At 67.3% G+C, this 16,518-nt stretch carries 9 protein-coding genes and 1 pseudogene; 6 read left to right on the top strand and 4 right to left on the bottom strand.

The window, feature by feature from the left end; genetic code table 11:
- Window positions 1-81 precede the first annotated feature (81 nt).
- The 3 genes from OCUBac02_RS14545 to OCUBac02_RS14555 form a co-directional block, all read right to left on the bottom strand.
- Window positions 82-3,714, bottom strand: a complete 3,633-nt coding sequence (locus OCUBac02_RS14545; protein ID WP_173046565.1) for an error-prone DNA polymerase — start codon at window positions 3,712-3,714, stop codon at window positions 82-84.
- 172 nt (window positions 3,715-3,886) lie between these two features.
- Window positions 3,887-5,431 (bottom strand): Y-family DNA polymerase, encoded by a 1,545-nt coding sequence (locus OCUBac02_RS14550; protein WP_173046567.1) that lies wholly within the window; start codon window positions 5,429-5,431, stop codon window positions 3,887-3,889.
- Entirely contained in the window at window positions 5,337-6,197 is an 861-nt protein-coding gene (locus OCUBac02_RS14555; RefSeq protein ID WP_197933272.1) for an ImuA family protein, read from the bottom strand. Before OCUBac02_RS14555 ends, OCUBac02_RS14550 begins: the two co-directional genes overlap by 95 nt.
- A 233-nt stretch (window positions 6,198-6,430) precedes the next feature.
- Here OCUBac02_RS14555 and OCUBac02_RS14560 point away from each other — a divergent pair, with 233 nt between their 5' ends.
- The 6 genes and pseudogenes from OCUBac02_RS14560 (at window position 6,431) to OCUBac02_RS14585 (ending at window position 15,150) form a co-directional block, all read left to right on the top strand.
- Window positions 6,431-7,876, top strand: coding sequence for a phospholipase D-like domain-containing protein (locus OCUBac02_RS14560; protein WP_173046569.1), 1,446 nt, complete (start codon window positions 6,431-6,433; stop codon window positions 7,874-7,876).
- Window positions 7,877-7,964: 88 nt separating this feature from the next.
- Window positions 7,965-8,765, top strand: a pseudogene (locus OCUBac02_RS14565) (endonuclease/exonuclease/phosphatase family protein); the annotation flags it as partial.
- A gap of 719 nt (window positions 8,766-9,484) precedes the next feature.
- Window positions 9,485-11,686 (top strand): TonB-dependent hemoglobin/transferrin/lactoferrin family receptor, encoded by a 2,202-nt coding sequence (locus OCUBac02_RS14570; protein WP_173046571.1) that lies wholly within the window; start codon window positions 9,485-9,487, stop codon window positions 11,684-11,686.
- A gap of 89 nt (window positions 11,687-11,775) precedes the next feature.
- A complete protein-coding gene (locus OCUBac02_RS14575) occupies window positions 11,776-12,528 on the top strand; it encodes a ChuX/HutX family heme-like substrate-binding protein (RefSeq protein ID WP_173046573.1) in 753 nt (250 codons plus the stop codon).
- Window positions 12,512-13,405 (top strand): ChaN family lipoprotein, encoded by an 894-nt coding sequence (locus OCUBac02_RS14580; RefSeq protein WP_173046575.1) that lies wholly within the window; start codon window positions 12,512-12,514, stop codon window positions 13,403-13,405. The genes OCUBac02_RS14575 and OCUBac02_RS14580 overlap by 17 nt, the downstream gene beginning before the upstream one ends.
- Window positions 13,402-15,150 (top strand): ABC transporter ATP-binding protein/permease, encoded by a 1,749-nt coding sequence (locus tag OCUBac02_RS14585; RefSeq protein ID WP_173046577.1) that lies wholly within the window; start codon window positions 13,402-13,404, stop codon window positions 15,148-15,150. The genes OCUBac02_RS14580 and OCUBac02_RS14585 overlap by 4 nt, the downstream gene beginning before the upstream one ends.
- A gap of 52 nt (window positions 15,151-15,202) precedes the next feature.
- Here the strand turns inward: OCUBac02_RS14585 and OCUBac02_RS14590 are convergent, their stop codons facing one another.
- A complete protein-coding gene (locus tag OCUBac02_RS14590; RefSeq protein WP_173046579.1) occupies window positions 15,203-16,480 on the bottom strand; it encodes an NAD(P)/FAD-dependent oxidoreductase in 1,278 nt (425 codons plus the stop codon).
- Window positions 16,481-16,518: the final 38 nt, after the last annotated feature.

Consider the following 16,518-nt stretch of genomic DNA (forward strand, 5'->3'; position numbering starts at 1 on the left):
TCCGGCATGGATCCCGGGTCTCGCTGCGCTCGCCCAGGATGACCCGCGGGGGTGGAAAGGACGAGGCAAGATCTCCGCCATTCAATGGAAATCCCGCGATTTCGGCAGGATGCGCACATTGCGCGGGTGGCGATGGCGCGGCAGCGGCGGGTTCTTGAGTTCGTCGATGGGCATCGGCACCTCGGCGCGATGCGTGTCCGAGAGCGAGAGCAGGTCGATCGAACGGTCGGCGATGCGCTGCGCCATAAGATGGGTGACGCCCTCGACGCTCTTCTGCACCCGGCCCTCGACCAGCATCAACCGCGCGCCCATGACCTCGCGACGGAAGCGCTCGAACAGGCGCGCCCAGATCACGACATTGGTGATGCCGGTCTCGTCCTCCAGCGTGACGAAGATGGCGTTGCCCTTGCCCGGCCGCTGGCGCACCAGCACGATTCCGGCGGTGCGGACGAAGGCGGCATCGGGCTTCGCCTCGGTCTCGGCGCAGCTCAGCACGCCCTCACGCCGGAAGCGTGGACGCAGAAGCTGCATCGGATGCCCCTTCAGCGAAAGGCGAACGGTCTGGTAATCGGCGACGATATGTTCGGCCAGCGGCATGACCGGTAGCGCCATGCTGCGTTCCGAGCCCAGCTCGCGCGCCTGCGCGGCCTGGAAGAGCGGTAGCGCGGAATCGTCCGGCAGGCGCCTGATAGCCCAGAGCGCCTCGCGGCGATCCAGCCCGAGCGAGCGCAAGGCATCGGCATCGGCGAGCAGGCGCATGGCGCGGGCTGGAAGATCCGCACGGCGCATCAGCTCCTCGACATCGCGATAGGGGCCGCCCGCTTCCCGCTCCTCCGCTATGGCAAGGCCCCAATCCTCCTTGAAGCCGTCGATCTGGCGGAAGCCGAGACGCAGGGCGAAGGGGTGCTTTTTCACCGACCCGGCTGCCGCATTTTGAGTGCGGGAACCGGGGGAACCCCTCTCCTGTAAGGAGAGGGGTAGGGGTGAGGTGTCGGCCGCTGGACCAGTTGAGAGGCTCATTTCGGCGGCGCGACGGTGAGGCCTCGCCACCTCGTCCAATGGCCTACCCCTCACCCTGCCCTCTCCCTCCGGGAGAGGGTTCCCCGCGCCTTTATCGGAAGTGCTCCGGAATGGATCGCGGGTCTCCCTGCGGTCGCCCGGGATGACGGCGGCGTGGCCGGCCATGTTCTCCAGCCCATTATCCCACTCACTCAGATTCACATCGACCGGCCGAGCCTCGACGCCACCGTTTTCCTCCGCCTCCCGCACGATCTGGGCCGGGGCATAGAAGCCCATCGGCTGGGAATTCAGCAATGCAGCGGCGAAAGCGGCCGGATAATGCTTCTTCAGAAAGGAGGAGATGTAGACCAGCTTGGCGAAGGAAGCAGCGTGACTCTCCGGAAAGCCGTAGCTGCCGAAGCCCTTGATCTGCTCGAAGCAGCGCTGGGCGAAGTCGCGCTCGTAGCCGCGCGCGACCATGCGCTCGACCATCATCGTCTCGTAATTGCCGATCGTTCCCGCATTCCGAAATGTCGCCATCGCCTTGCGCAAGCCATTGGCTTCGATGTCGGAGAATTTGGCGGCGACCATGGCAAGCCGCATCGCCTGCTCCTGAAAGAGCGGGACGCCCTCGGTCTTGCTCAGGACTTCGAAGAGCTCGTCCGGCCGTCCATGATCCGGCGAAGGAGCCGGATAGGTCACGTCTTCGATCCCTGCCCGCCGCTTCAGATAGGGATGGACCATGTTGCCCTGGATCGGGCCGGGCCGGACGATCGCGACCTGGATGACGAGGTCGTAGAATTTCCGCGGCCTCAATCGCGGAAGCATGTTCATCTGGGCGCGGCTCTCGACCTGGAAGACGCCAAGCGACTTGCCTTCGCAGAGCATGTCGTAGGTCGCTTCGTCGCCATCCTTGAGGTCGGCGAGCGCGTAATCCTGTCCTCCGTTCTCCCTGATCAGGTCGAAGGCCTTGCGGATGCAGGTCAGCATTCCCAGCGCCAGCACATCGACCTTCATCAGCCCGAGTTCGTCGATGTCGTCGCGGTCCCATTCGATGAAGGTGCGGTCCTCCATCGCGGCGTTGCCGATCGGCACGGTCTCGTCGAGGCGCCCGCGCGACAGGACGAAGCCGCCGACATGCTGCGAGAGATGGCGGGGATAGCCCAAGAGCCGGGTGGCGAAATCGACGGCGCGGCGGATCGTCGGATTGGTCGGATCGAGACCGGCCTGGCGGACGCGGGCATCGCCGATATCGCTGCCCCAACTCCCCCAATTGGTATCGGCGATGCGGGCGGTGACGTCCTCGGTCAGGCCCAGCACCTTGCCGACCTCGCGGATGGCGCTGCGCGGCCGGTAATGGATCACCGTCGCGGCGATGCCGGCGCGCTCACGGCCATAGAACTTGTAGATCCACTGGATCACCTCCTCGCGCCGCTCATGCTCGAAATCGACGTCGATATCGGGCGGCTCCTTGCGCTCGGTCGAGATGAAGCGCTCGAACAGCACGTCGTTCTCGGCCGGGTCGACGGCGGTGATGCCGAGCACGTAGCAGACGGCGGAATTGGCGGCCGAACCGCGGCCCTGGCAGAGAATGCCCTTGCTGTTCGCGAATTCGACGATCTGGCGGATGGTGAGGAAATAGCGGGCATATTCGAGCTTTCCGATCAGATCGAGTTCCTTGGCCAGCAGCTTCTCGACCTTTTCCGGTACGCCGTGAGGATAGCGGATCAGGCAGCAGCGCCGGACCAGTTCCACGAGCCAGTCCTGATCCTTCCAGCCGGGCGGGATCGGTTCGTCGGGATATTCGTATTTGAGCTGGCCGAGATCGAACTCGATGCGGGAGAACAGGGCTTGCGTCTCGGCGATCGCCTCGGGCGCATCCCTGAAGAGGCGGGCCATTTCCTGCGGCAGCTTGAGATGGCGCTCGGCATTGGATTCGAGCAGGCGCCCGGCCCGCTCGATCGTGGTACCCTCGCGAATGCAGGTCAGCACGTCCTGCAGGTCGCGCTGGGCGATGGAATCGTAGAGCGGGTCATTGGTCGCGATCAGCGGCGTGCGGGTCGCCGCAGCGATATTCTTGAGGCGCGCAAGGCGGCGGCGGTCGTCGCCGCGCCGGTGCATGCTGGCGCCGAGCCAGACCGCGCCGGGCGCGGCCTCGTCGAGCCGGGCGAAGAGCGCGGGCAGGCCATCGAGGCTGCGCGCGGGCATCAGGATCAGCAGCAGGTCGCGGGCATCGTTGAGGAGGTCGTCGAGGACGAGCCGGCATTCGCCCTTTCTCACGCCGTCCTTCAGGTTGCCATGGCTGAGCAGGCGGCAGAGCCTGCCCCAGCCGGCGCGATTGGCTGGGTAGACGACGATATCGGGCGTGCCGTCGGCGAAGACGAGCCGGGTACCGGTCGCGAGCTTGAAGCGCTCCGCCTTCGCCTTCATCTGCTCGGGCGTGAAAGGCAGGGCGGCGAATTCGGGGTTCTCGGCCCAGTAGTATTCGCCGGGGCTGCCGCCTTCTCGGACCTTGTCGGGCGCCGGCAGGCCGTCCTCGCGCAACTGCTTCAGCGCTGCCCAGGCCCGCACGACGCCCGCCACCGTGTTGCGATCGGCGATGCCGATGCCGGAATAGCCGAGCAGCAGCGCCGTCAGCACCATATGCGGCCCGGGCGAGGCGCCGCGCAGGAAGGAAAAATGCGTGGCGGCAACGGGTTCGGCGAAGGGGCTCATGGCATATGTGCTCCCTGCCCCCCACAGCCCTCATCCTGAGGAGTGGGCAACGCTCGCGTCTCGAAGGGTGCTTCAGGAGGCTCCGGAACCATCTGGACCATCCTTCGAGACGCCGCTTCGCGGCTCCTCAGGATGAGGGCTGAGGCAAAGATTGGCTGGCGAGCTTGGCACATCATGCGAAGAGCCCGTGCAGGAACCAGCGCGGCGGGGCGGCATCGGCCTCGTAGAAGCCGATGCGGTAGAGCCAGAAGCGGCGACCTTGCGCATCCTCGACGCGGTAATAGTCGCGCATCGGCTCGTCCGAGCCGTCGCGCCACCATTCCGGCGCGATGCGCTCGGGGCCTTCGGCGCGGGCGACGTCATGGGTGAGGCGGCGCCAGCGGAAGCGGATCGGCGGACCGTCCGGCACCTCCGCGATGGCCTCGACGGGCTGAGGCGGCTCGAAGAGCTGGAGCGGGCGGGCCGGGGGGGCCTGCGCCTCGGGTGTAGACCATTCGGCCTCCAGCAGCGGCGCGGCGGCCGATAGTGCTTTCGCGGCGCGAACGGGATGGTGCGTGTCCTGTGCTACGAAGCGCAAGACACGGTCGCGGCCGAAGCGGGTGACGAGCCGGTCGACGAGATCGGCCACCGCCTCCTCCTCGACCGCACGACCGTCGAGGCTGTGCTGGGGCGTGTCGAGCGGTTCGCAGAGCGGCACGGCGAGCTTGATCGCATCGAATCCGAAACCGGGATCGAGCGGATCGGACAGGGTCTCGACGCGCTCGCGATAGAGCCGGAGCAGCGCCTTGGCGTCGCGCGACGGGCGGCCGGTCTCGATGGCGAGGCGGCGCACCGCGCCGTCGCTGCGGAAGAAACCGAGTTCGAAGACGCGCCCGCCCTCGCCGCGGGCTTCCAGCACGCGGGCGGCCTCCCCGATCAGCCTGACGACCACGGCTTCCAGGCTCGCAGTATCGGCGAAGGGCTCGGCGAAATGGCGCTCGACCACGCAATCGGGCGGCGGGCGCAACGGCGTGATGCGGCGATCCTCATGGCCGAGGATACGCCGGAGCTTGACCGCCAGCCCCTCGCCGAAGCGGGCGGAGAGCGTCTCAGACGGCCGCTCCGCGAGATGGTCGAGCGTCTTGAGGCCGGCGCGGGAGAGCGCGATCACGGTCTCGGCGTCGGTATCGAGCGCGGCGGTCGGTAGCGGGCGGAGCCACGCCTCCTCCTGGCCGGGCGGGACGATGCCGCCGCGGCCATGGCGGGCGCAGGCACGGGCCGCGTCGGGCGTTCCGGCGATGGCAGCCTTGAGCTGAAGGCCGCCGCGCTGCATGGCGCGCGCAGCCAGATTGCCGAGCCCGGCCTCGCCGCCGAAGAGATGGGCGCAGCCGGTGATGTCGAGCATCAGGCCATGCGGCTCGTCGAGCGCGACCAGCGGGGTGAAGCGGTCGCAGAAACCGGCGAGCGCTTCGAGGAATTCGTGATCGGCCTGGGCTTGCGTCTCCAGCGCGACGAGATCGGGAATGCGGGCGCGGGCATCGGCGAGCGTCATATCCCGCGTCAGGCCGAGTTCGACGGCGCGCCGGTCGCAATCGACGATGCGCAAGGCATTGCCCTGTATCCCGGTCAGGACATGCGGCTTCTCAGCCGGCGCGCCGGAGGCCGGAATCGCGCCCGTCCGCCGCAACCTGTCCGTCGCCAGATAGGGGAACCAGAGGGCGAGATAGCGGCGCGGCATGGTCAGTCCGGGAGGCTCGATCGAAAAGGCTGCGTTCCGCAAAGCAATGTCGGTCACGGTCCCACTCCACACGCCACTCACGCCCGGCCGCGCCGCCGCGCTGGCGCAGCAATCTCAGGGCGAAGGCCGGCGCCCCCGGCGCATTCGCCTCCAGCGCCCGCGAGGCGAGCGCCCTCACCTGCCAGCGGGTGCGCGCCGCGCTCGGCGCCTCGGCCGCCGCGACGCGCAGCAGCAGCACCGGCACGCCCGAAGCCTCCGCCGCCAAAGCCAGGCGGCGGCTTGCCGTCAGGTCGAAAGGGCGCGGCTCGCCCCAGGGCTCGATCAGCACGGCACCCAGCGCAGGGCAGCGCGCCGCCTCGGCCCCAGCCCGCAACACGCCCTCGCCGTCGCGCGCCCGCACCAGCAGCAGGCGCGCCGGATCGAGGCCGAGTTCGTTCAACCCCGGCGCATGGAGCCGCCCGGCCTCGGCATCGACGAAATCCTGCCGCGCCCAGAGAATGGTGCGGTCGCTGGCCTTCTCTTCCGCCTGCCCCGCCCGCAATGCGAGGCCGAGCGCGAAGCCGGTCGCGGCGGCGAGATCGGCCACCTCGGCGGCATAGACCTCATGCAACGCCGCCCGCGCGAGCCCGCCATTCAGGACTTCGTCCAGAGCGGACACGCCCAGATCGATCCGCCCGGTCGCAGCCGGACCGCTCCGCAGGGCGGCCTCAGTGAGGCTGCGGCGAAGGTCGGACAGGGTCGGCGCGGTTTCCGGTATGAGGGGCACGGCAATTGTTCTCTCTTTGTTCTTTTATAGAACGCCCCTTTCCGGAAGGCGAGTCGAGTCTTCCGGCCGTCCCCATGCCCCTGCCAGGGCGTGGCGCAAAATGCCTGGCTGGAAACTCCAGCCCTCATCCTGAGGCAGCCCGCACAGGCGACGATCATGCATGGGCCTGACAAGAAGGCGTCTCCGGCGGGCCGAGCATGGCGGAACGCCTCGCCGCAGGTTAGCGTCGGAGCATGTGGGGGATTCTCCAAGACTACTGGCCGCATATCCTCGCGGTCATCACCATCGCCATGTCGACGGTCGCCGGCGCCCATGCGGTGATGACGAAGGACGAGGTGCGCGCCGCCATCGGCTGGGTCGGCGTCATCATCCTCTCGCCGATCGTCGGGCCGCTGCTCTACGCCATCGCCGGGGTCAACCGCATCCGGCGAGCCTCGATCCTGGCCCAGCGGCCGGGCCACGGCATGGCGTCGGCCGATTTCCATGTCGAGGACGAAGCGGTCGCGACGCAGTTCGGCCGGCGCTTCCTGGCGCTCAAGACACTGGGCGACCGCGTCGCCCGCCATCCGCTGACCACCGGCAACCGCATCGAGACGCTGGAGACCGGCGACGAAGCCTATGCCGCGATGCTCACGGCGATCGCGGCGGCGGAGCGCAGCATCATCCTGGAGAGCTATATCTTCGACCGCGATCCGCTCGGCCTGCGCATCGCCGATGCGCTGATCGCCGCGCATCAACGTGGAATCGCGGTCCGGGTGCTGATCGACGCGGTCGGCGCGCGCTATTCGGTGCCGAGCATCGCCGGGCATCTGCGCGAGGGCGGGGTCGCGGTCGATGTCTTCAACGGCAACATCATCATGGGCCTCAGGCTGCCCTATGCCAATCTCCGGACGCACCGGAAGATCATCGTCATCGACGGCGTAGCCGGATTCATGGGCGGCATGAATATCCGCGAGGGCTTCACCCGCGAATTCGCCGGCGAGGCCTTCGCCCATGACACGCATTTCAAGGTCGAAGGCCCGGTAGTGGCCGATCTCTTCGCGGTGGCAGCCGAGGACTGGTGCTTCGCCACCGGCGAGGCGCTCGCGGGTCCCGCCTGGGAGATTCCCGCGCTGGAGCGCGTCGGCATGCCCGTGCTGGCACGCGCAGTGCCGTCCGGCCCGGACGCCTATCTGGAGACCAATCACAAGCTGTTGACCGGGGCGCTCTCGGTGGCGCGCCAGTCGGTCAAGATCATGTCGCCCTATTTCCTGCCGGACCAGGAACTGATCAGCGCGCTCGTCACCGCGGCGCGGCGTGGCGTCGACATCGATATCGTCGTGCCCTCGGTCAACAATCTCGTGCTGGTCGACCGCGCCATGACCGCGCAATTCGACCAGATCCTGAAGAACTACTGCCGGATCTGGCGCTCGACCGGCGCTTTCGACCATTCCAAGCTGCTCGCCATCGACGGGAGCTGGGCCTATGTCGGCTCCTCCAATCTCGACCCGCGCTCGCTGCGCCTGAACTTCGAGATCGATCTCGAGGTCCTCGACCACGGCTTCGCCCGCGCGATCGAGCGGCGGATCGAGACGGTGATGGCGAGCGCGACCCCGGTCACGCTTGCCGGCCTGCGCGCCCGGCCCTATGTCATGCGTCTGATCGACAGGCTGATCTGGCTCGGCTCGCCCTATCTGTGAGCCAAGCCAGTCATCTCCCTGACGCCATGGATATCTAAGCCGTTACCCGTCCCCTCAGGGCGGGTCCGGAGCACGAGCCGGCGGAGCGATGCAGAAGAAGAATCAGAGCCTGCCCGCCAGCATCATCGCCTCGCTGCGCCAGCGCAAGAACCGCTCCGGCACCACGCCGGCGGGCAGCGAAGACGAGCGCTCCGGCGGCACGCTGGTCGCGTCCTACAATGTCCATAAATGCGTCGGGATCGACGGTCGCTTCGATCCCGGCCGGATCGGACAGGTCATCCGCGAGATCGCGCCCGATGTCATCGCCCTGCAGGAGGCGGACAAGCGCTTCGGCGCCCGCCACGGCCTGCTCGACCTCGCCCGGCTGAAGGAGGAGACCGGGCTCGTCCCGGTTCCCGTGGAAAGCGCCAATGCCGCGGCCCATGGCTGGCACGGCAATGTCGTGCTGTTCCGGCAGGGCCTGGTGCGCGACGTCCATCAGGTCTCGCTGCCGGGACTGGAGCCGCGCGGTGCGCTGGTCGTCGATATCGATCTGGAGAGCGGCGCGGCGCTCAGGATCGTCGCGGCGCATCTCGGCCTGCTCAGGCGCTCGCGCTCGCAGCAGGCCCGCATGATCATCGACCTGATGCGCAGCCGGGACGAGCGCCCCACCCTGCTGCTCGGCGACCTCAACGAATGGCGCCTCGGCGGCCGCTCGGCGCTGAGCGCGCTCGATGCCGCCTTCGGCGCGATGCCGGTGCCGGTGCCGAGCTTCCCGGCCGGACTGCCTCTGCTGGCGCTCGACCGGATCATCGCCAACCGCCCGGAAATCCTGTCGGAGGTGGCGGTCCACGATACGCCATTGGCGCGTGTCGCTTCCGACCATCTGCCGATCAAGGCCTTCGTCGATCCGACCATGGCGGCGCTGCCCGTCAGCGCGCCCGAGCTCGTGCTCGTGCCGGCCGAACCCGCATCTCCCGCAACGGCGGCACCGCGGGACAAGGAAGCGCCCCCGCCGCTTGCCGCTCCAGCATCCGGCAAAGGCCGCGGCGACAGCAACCGCGAGCTCGTGCGCAAGGCCGGCGACCAGTTGAAGCGCGCCGTCAAACGCACCTTGCGGCGACCGGACACGCCGACCCGCTGAATACACGCATCCGGCGCTAGCCGATCCCGGCTAAGCCTGCTTTCTGGTCGCGTCAGCCGTCTCGGGACGCCGAATCAGATGCCGGATGCCTTGATCGAAAGGGCATGCGGCCGGTCACCCCGCTGCCGCTGATCGCAGGTGGCGCCGGCTGCTTCCCGGGCCGCATTTGTCGGCGCTGATCTGAGCGCCTCTCCCGGCATCAAACCTCGGTAATCGCCGCGCAAGCAGCGCATCTATATCAAACAATAAAAGACAGATAACGCTCATAAATGGCTTTGCAAAGCCGAATCTAACAATAATCCTATTTTAGACATCCCTAATTTTTGAATTATATCAATTATTATATTGTCAATTTATCAAGAATCAACTTGCTAATCCTTTCACGATACGATTACACGCCCCGGACATGGGACTGGGGTTACGTAATGAATAATAATTCTAGACTGGCTTTCCTGGCAGCATTGCTGTCGACGACGGCCCTTTCCTTGGCAGAGGCGCAGACGCAGGCGCCGCCGGCCAATGCCCGCAATAACGAACAGACGATTTCGCTCGACCAGATCACGGTCACGGCGTCGCGCGGCGAAAAGCAGGTTCTTGACGTGCCCGGCACCGTCAGTGTGATCACGCGACAGGAGCTCGACGAGCGGATCACGCGCGACACGCAGGACCTGGTGCGTTACCAGCCGGGCGTCAGCGTCAACCGCATCACCAGCGCCACGGACCCGTTCGGCAACTATGGCGGATTCACCATCCGCGGCGTCGGCGGCAACCGCGTGCAGATGCAGGTCGACGGTTCGCGCGTGATCGAGCGCGTCACCGACGGCAATCGCGACTTCGTCGACCTGCCCTTCCTCAAGAATGTCGAGATCGTGCGGGGTCCCGGCTCGGTGCTGTGGGGCGCGGATGCGCTCGGCGGCATCGTCGCTTATCGCACGCTCGACCCCGAGGATCTGCTGAAGGGCAAGGACAAGCCCTATGCGGCCCGATTGAGCACGAGCTATGACAGCCTCGACCGCTCCTTCGTGAAAACCGGGATCGCGGCTTTCCGCTTCTCGCCGATGCTGGAAGGCATCATCGGCATCAGCCACAAGAGCGCCGAGGAAGCGAAGCTGACAAAGGCGCGCGCCGATGGCGGCCGCTGGGGCTGCCCGGTGCCGACCCTGCGCTTCCTGACCTGCGACAAGCTGAACCCGCTCGACGTCACCGTCTGGAACAGCTTCGCCAAGCTCGTCTTCAAGCCGACGGCCGACCATACCTTCAAGCTGACCGGCGAATATTACGACAGCGATTCGACGGTGAACCAGCTCTACAACTACAATGTCGTGAGCTCGGGCATCCGAAACGGGCCGAATATCCGCAACCAGGTCAAGAGCCGCAAGCGGGTCGCATTCGAGCACGAATGGCAGGCAGGCTTGAGCTTCCTCGATTCCGTGCGCTGGCAGGCGTCGTTCTCGCCGCAGGAACGGACCTTCGTCACCAACAACCTGCAGACGCTCGCCAATGGCCAACAGCGCCTGACACGCGGCCTGCACGACTATTCCGAGCAGTTCTCGCAGCTCGACATCCAGGCGAAGTCGAGCTTCGCGCTGGGGCCGAGCTTCCACCGCCTGACCTACGGCTTTCAAGGCGACATCACCAAGACGAACTATGAGCGCCGCGACGACGTGCGCAACCTCACTACCGGCGTGACCACGACGACGATCGCGGGCGGCTTCAACTTCGCGAATTCGACGACGAACCGCTACGATTTCTACATCCAGGACGAGATCGAGCTTCTGTCGGGCCGCTGGACGATCACGCCCGGCCTGCGCTACGCCAACTACAATATCGATCCCAAGCCGGGGGCAGGCTACAAGATCGTCCCGGGCAAGGAGCCGCGCGAGCTCACCTCGCACAGGCTGGTCCCGCAGATCGGCACGATCTTCAAGCTGGACGAGACCTATTCGGTCTATGGCCGCTATGCCGAGGGCTTCAAGATGCCGACGGCGGAGCAGCTTTACACCTCGCTGCCGTCGACGACCTTCAACCTGATCCCGAACCCGGACCTGAAGCCGGAAAGCGTGCGCTCCTACGAGGCCGGCTTCCGCGGCAGGTTCGCCGACGGCTGGTTCTCGGTCGGCGTCTTCCACGCGCGCTACAAGGACTTCATCCAGTCCTTCTACAATCCTCCCGGTACGAACGACTACACCTACCGCAACCTGTCGCAGGTGCAGATCTCCGGCATCGAGGCCTCGGCCGAATGGCGCTTCCATGAACGCTGGCTGGCGAGCGCGACGCTCAGCTACCAGTACGGCAAGCAGCGCGTCGAGGCCGGCCTGCCGGTCACGCCCTTCGACGTCAATCCGTTCAAGGCCGTCACCGGCCTGAAGTATCTGATGCCGGAATACGGGCTCGAGGCCGAGATCATCGGCACCTTCGCCGGCGGCGCGACCCGAGCCAGCTCGCCTACTCTCTTCAAGCAGGGCGGCTACTCGGTCTTCGACGCCTATCTGAGCTGGAAGCCGACCTCGGCGATCACCGTGCGCGGCGGCGTCGATAACATCTTCGACAAGCGCTACTTCGCCAATCTCGTCGGCGGGACGACCTATGAGAAGGTGCCGCTGGCATCGGTCACGGCCGCCAACCCGCTGGAACTGCAGACGGCGCCGGGGCGCACCTTCAAGCTGTCCGCGTCCGTCGAGTTCTGATCCCGTTCGAGACGCCGTGCCGCGAGGCCGGCGGATCAGCGGCGCCCCGGCCGAGACCCGGGGCGTCGCAACCCTTTCCGGAGACCCTAATGAACAACGAGACCAACCCGCGCGAAAAGCTCGCGCAAGCGCCGGCTGAAATCCTCACGAGCCTGCCCGCCATGGGCCGCGTCATGCTGAGCACCCGCTCCGGCGGCGCGACCCATGAACGGATGGGCGCGGTCGAGACCGTGACGATTTCCGGCACCGAAGCCCGCCTCTCCGGCGCCTTCCATGACAGCCGCATCGACCTCGCCACGGTCGTCAGCATCGTCGCCGACCGGACCAGCAAGATGCGCGAGCGCGTGCTGCCGCGCCTTGAATGCCAGGACGCATCCGGCGAAACCCTGTTCAGCCTGATCGGTCTCGACGGGCTGGAGCCCTTCGACAAGGCGCTGGAGCCCTTCGGTGCCGGCGAGAAGCTGGAGCCGGTCCAGCGCGAGGCGTCTGGCAATAGCGGCTCGGCCGATGTGCCGGAAGACGATCTCGGCGCCCGCAGCTTCGCGGCGATCCTGGCCTCCGGCGAGGCGATCGCGATCGATGTCAAGCGCGCCGGGCTGTTCCAGCACTGGCAGGGCGTCCTGCCCGAGCCGAAGCCGGCCATGGGATTCGTCAACATCATGCAGGGCGATTTCCACCTGCATCTCAAGGCCGGCGCGGTCTCCGGCTGGGCCCAGACGGACAGCGCGGGGATCGTGGCGCTCGAAGCCCGCGACAGCGAGGGCAAGGGTTTCGGCCTCATCCTGCGCGGCCCGGCGGCCGCCTTCGCAGAGGTCCCGGACGTCGATGTCGTCAGCGGCTGAACCGGCACCGGCAGGCGCGACCTTCGCCCATCCGCGTGCGACATGGCTGTGCCCGGACACGGGCCGACTGCTGGCACAGGGCGATTTGATGCGGGCGACGGCGCGCAAGCGCGTCGTCTTGCTGGGCGAGACGCATGACGTCGCCGAGATCCATCGCTGGCAGTTGCATGTCACGACCTGCCTGCAACTGCTGCGACCGCAGATGGCGGTGGGCTTCGAGATGTTCCCGCTGCGCATCCAGCCGGTGCTCGACGCCTGGGTTGCGGGCGAGATGGACACCGCGAATTTCATCGAACGCAGCGATTGGGCACAGGTCTGGGGCTTCGATCCGGAGTTCTACCTGCCGCTGTTCCATTTCTGCCGGCAGCAGCGGGTGAAGATGCTGGCGCTGAACTGCCATCGGCCGCTGGTCACGCGGGTCGGACAGGTCGGCTGGGAGGCGATCCCGGTCGAGGAGCGCGATGGCGTCACGCCGGCTGCGCCGGCAACGGCAGCCTACCGCGCCTATCTCGCCGCGATCACCGGCCGGTTCAGCGGATCGGCCAGGCCGGATGCGATGGCGCCGGAGCGCTTCGACCGCTTCGTGCGGGCGCAGCAATGCTGGGATCGCTCCTTCGCCTGCCGCATCGCCGATCATCTCGCCGAAGCGACCGACGATCCGCTCATCGTCGGCATCATCGGGCGCGGCCATCTCGAATACGGCCATGGCACGCCGTTCCAGCTCCGCGATCTCGGCATCGAGGCTGTCGCGGTGCTGCTGCCGGCAACCGACGCCACGCCCGAAGCGGGACCGCTCGCGGGCATCGCCGACGCGCTGTTCCGGCTCGACACGCCCGAACCGCCGCAATCGCGACGGACGCCGCGAGCGGCGTCATGAGGCCCGTGCTCACCCAGATCATCGGGCTGACCCGGCTCTGCATCGCCGGGCCGGGCGGCAAGATCGGCGCGCTCTCTTTCCTGATGATCTTCGGGCTCGGCCTCGCCGGGGTGCAGGTCGGCGTGCGCCTGATCGCCTGGACTGCGGACTTCTACAACGCCCTGCAGAAGCTCGATGTCGACGGCGCGCTCAGGCAGATCGCGATCTTCCTCGGGCTGATCGCGATCAGCGTCTGCGTTCACCTCGCCAGCGCCTATCTGCGCAAGATGCTGCAGATCCGCTGGCGGCGCGCACTGACAGAGGCCGCGCTGGACCGCTGGCTGGCGGGCAAGGCCTATTGGCACATGCGCGAGCGCACCGATCACGGGCTCGACAATCCCGACCAGCGCATCGCCGAGGATTGCCGCATCTTCGTCGAGAAACTCACGATCGAAGGGCTCGAACTGGCCACGAATATCGTTGCGCTGGTGACCTATGTCTCGATCCTGTGGTCGCTTTCGACCTTCGCGCTGTCGTTCAGCCTGTTCGGCCATGCCATCGAGATTCCGCGCTACATGGTCTGGGCCGCGCCGCTTTACGTGGCGATCGCAACCTTCATCACGCATGGGCTCGGCCGCCCGCTGAAGGCGCTGACGGTCGAGCAGCAGAAGCGCGAGGCCGATTTCCGGTTTTCGCTGCTCAGGCTGCGCGAGCATGTCGAAGCGGTCGCACTGGCCGATGGCGAACAGGCGGAACGGCGGCTCTTCCGCGAGCGCTTCGGTGCCATTGCCGGGAATTGGCAGAGGCTCGCCAATCGCGAACTGATCCTCGGCTTCTTTACCCGCCCCTATTTCCAGACCGTGCTGCGCATCCCGCTCTTCCTGGCGCTGCCGGCCTATCTTGCCGGGCGCGTCACCTTCGGAGGGCTGATGCAGATCGGCTCCGCCTTCCAGAACGTGGTGACGACCCTGTCCTGGTTCGTGTTCTCCTATCGCGACTTGACCGAACTCGCCGCGGCGGCGAGCCGGCTGTCGCATTTCATGCGGGCAGCCGAGGGCGCGGCAACACCGGCCAGCGGCCCTGCCCTGCACAAGGCCGGCCATGCGGAGCTGCGGCTGCGCGACCTCGTCCTCGCGACGCCTGCGGGGCGCCGCCTCCCGCCCGTCCCGGACCTGAAGCTGGAAGCCGGCGGCAGCTATTGGCTCGCAGCGCCATCCGGCCATGGCAAGAGCATGCTGGCGAAGGCGATCGCAGGGCTCTGGACGCATGGCGGGGGCCGGATCGAACGACCCGAGGGGCGCATCCTCGTCCTGCCGCAGCAGCCCTACCTGCCGCTCGGGAGCTTGCGCACTGCGCTGGCCTACCCGCAATCGCCGGAAGCCGTCGACGACGCGACCTTGCGCGAGGCTCTCGCCACCATCGGGCTGGAAGAACTCTGGTCGCTCGACGAGGACGGCTGGACCGACAGGCGGCGCGGCCTCTCAGGCGGCGAGCAGCAGCGCTTCGCGCTGGCGCGCGCGCTATTGCAGGCGCCGGACTGGCTGGTGCTCGACGAGGCGACGAGCGCGCTCGATATCGAAGCCGAGGCGCAATTGCTTTCGGCCCTGCGCCGGTCGTTGCCGGCCAGCACGCTGGTCCTGATCGCGCATCGCGCGCCGCAGGGCCTCGGCTCGCTCCGGATGATCGCGCTTGCACGACCGGTCGTGGCGTTTTCAGCCGGAGGCGAGAGCGACGATGCGGTGCCGGCCAGACGGTTCGCGCTCTGAGATGGCTTCCATCTCAGAGCCGGAGCGACGGCGTGACTCCACGCACGGCAGCCTACCGCCCGCGGATCAGGTCGGCCGCCTGATAGCTCCAATAGGTCAACTGGACGGCCGCCGTGCCGAAGGGGCCGCCGTTCCAGACCAGCCCGAACGGCGCGAACAGCTTGTAGCGGTCGCTGGCGCCATGGATCGCCTCGGCGATGACCGTGCCGCCGATCGCAGTCGTGTTCATGCCGTGGCCGCCGAAGGCGGTGCAGTACCAGACCCCCGGCCGGTACTGGCCGATCTGCGGCATGAGATGGCGCGCATAGGACATCAGGCCGGACCAGGCGGCCTCGACCTTGAGCTCGGCGAGCTGCGGATAGGTCGTGACCATCTCGTGGCGCAGGATCGCGGCGACGTCGCTGGGCTCCGTCGTGCGCGTGGTGATGCGCCCGCCCCAGAGGATGCGCGAGCCGCCCTCGACCGTGCGGTAATAGTCGCCCGCGCGCCGGTCGTCGCCGACACCGGTGCCGATGCGGATGGCCTGGCGGATCAGGTCCGGCGCGGCCTCGGTCAGCAGGACATAGGTCGCGATCGGGATATAGGCGCGCCGCAGCGCCGGCAGCACATCGCCGGTATAGCCGCCGGTGGTGAACAGCACCTGATCGGCCTCGATCGTCGCCTTGGCCGTCTTGAGCCGCTTCACCGCGCCGTCGAGTTCGCAGGAGGTGACCGGCGAACCCTCGTGAATCCTGCCGCCGAGCCTGACGATCTCGCGGGCGAGCGCGCGGGCATAGTTCAGCGGATGGAAATGGAAGGAATCGTCGGCGGTCAGCGAGGCGTGGTATTTCGGCGAATTGAGCAGCGCGCGGGTCTCATCGCGGCCGAGATAGCGGAGCTTGCGGCCGAAGCGCTTCTCCTGCGTGTCGCGCACAGCCTGCAGCCCGGAGCCGCCGTCATAACGCACGACCTTCATGATGCCCGGCGACGGCGCGGCCTCGGTGATGGCGAGGCTATCGATATTACCGCGGACGATCTCGACGCCTTCCATCGTCAGGCGATAGAGTTCGTCGGCCTGCTCGCGGCCGGTCTGACGCTCGATCGCGGCGAGCGAGGTCGCGTAGCCCGGGCTGACGAAGCCGCCATTGCGGCCGGATGCGCCCCAGGCGACGCGCTGCGCCTCCAATAGCAGCACGGAGCGGCCGGCGCGGGCGAGATCGAGCGCGGCGGTCAGGCCGGCGAGGCCGCCGCCGACGATGCAGATATCCGTCTTCAGCGTGCCCTCGGCCTGCGGATAGCTCTCCTGCGTCGCGAGCGTGCGGCGGTAATAGGTGTCGATATAGGAGGACATGCGGTCTCGCGAAGGCAGGCGGCGGGGGTTCGTTGTCG

It is taken from the genome of Bosea sp. ANAM02 (genome assembly GCF_011764485.1).
Classification (GTDB): Bacteria; Pseudomonadota; Alphaproteobacteria; order Rhizobiales; family Beijerinckiaceae; genus Allobosea.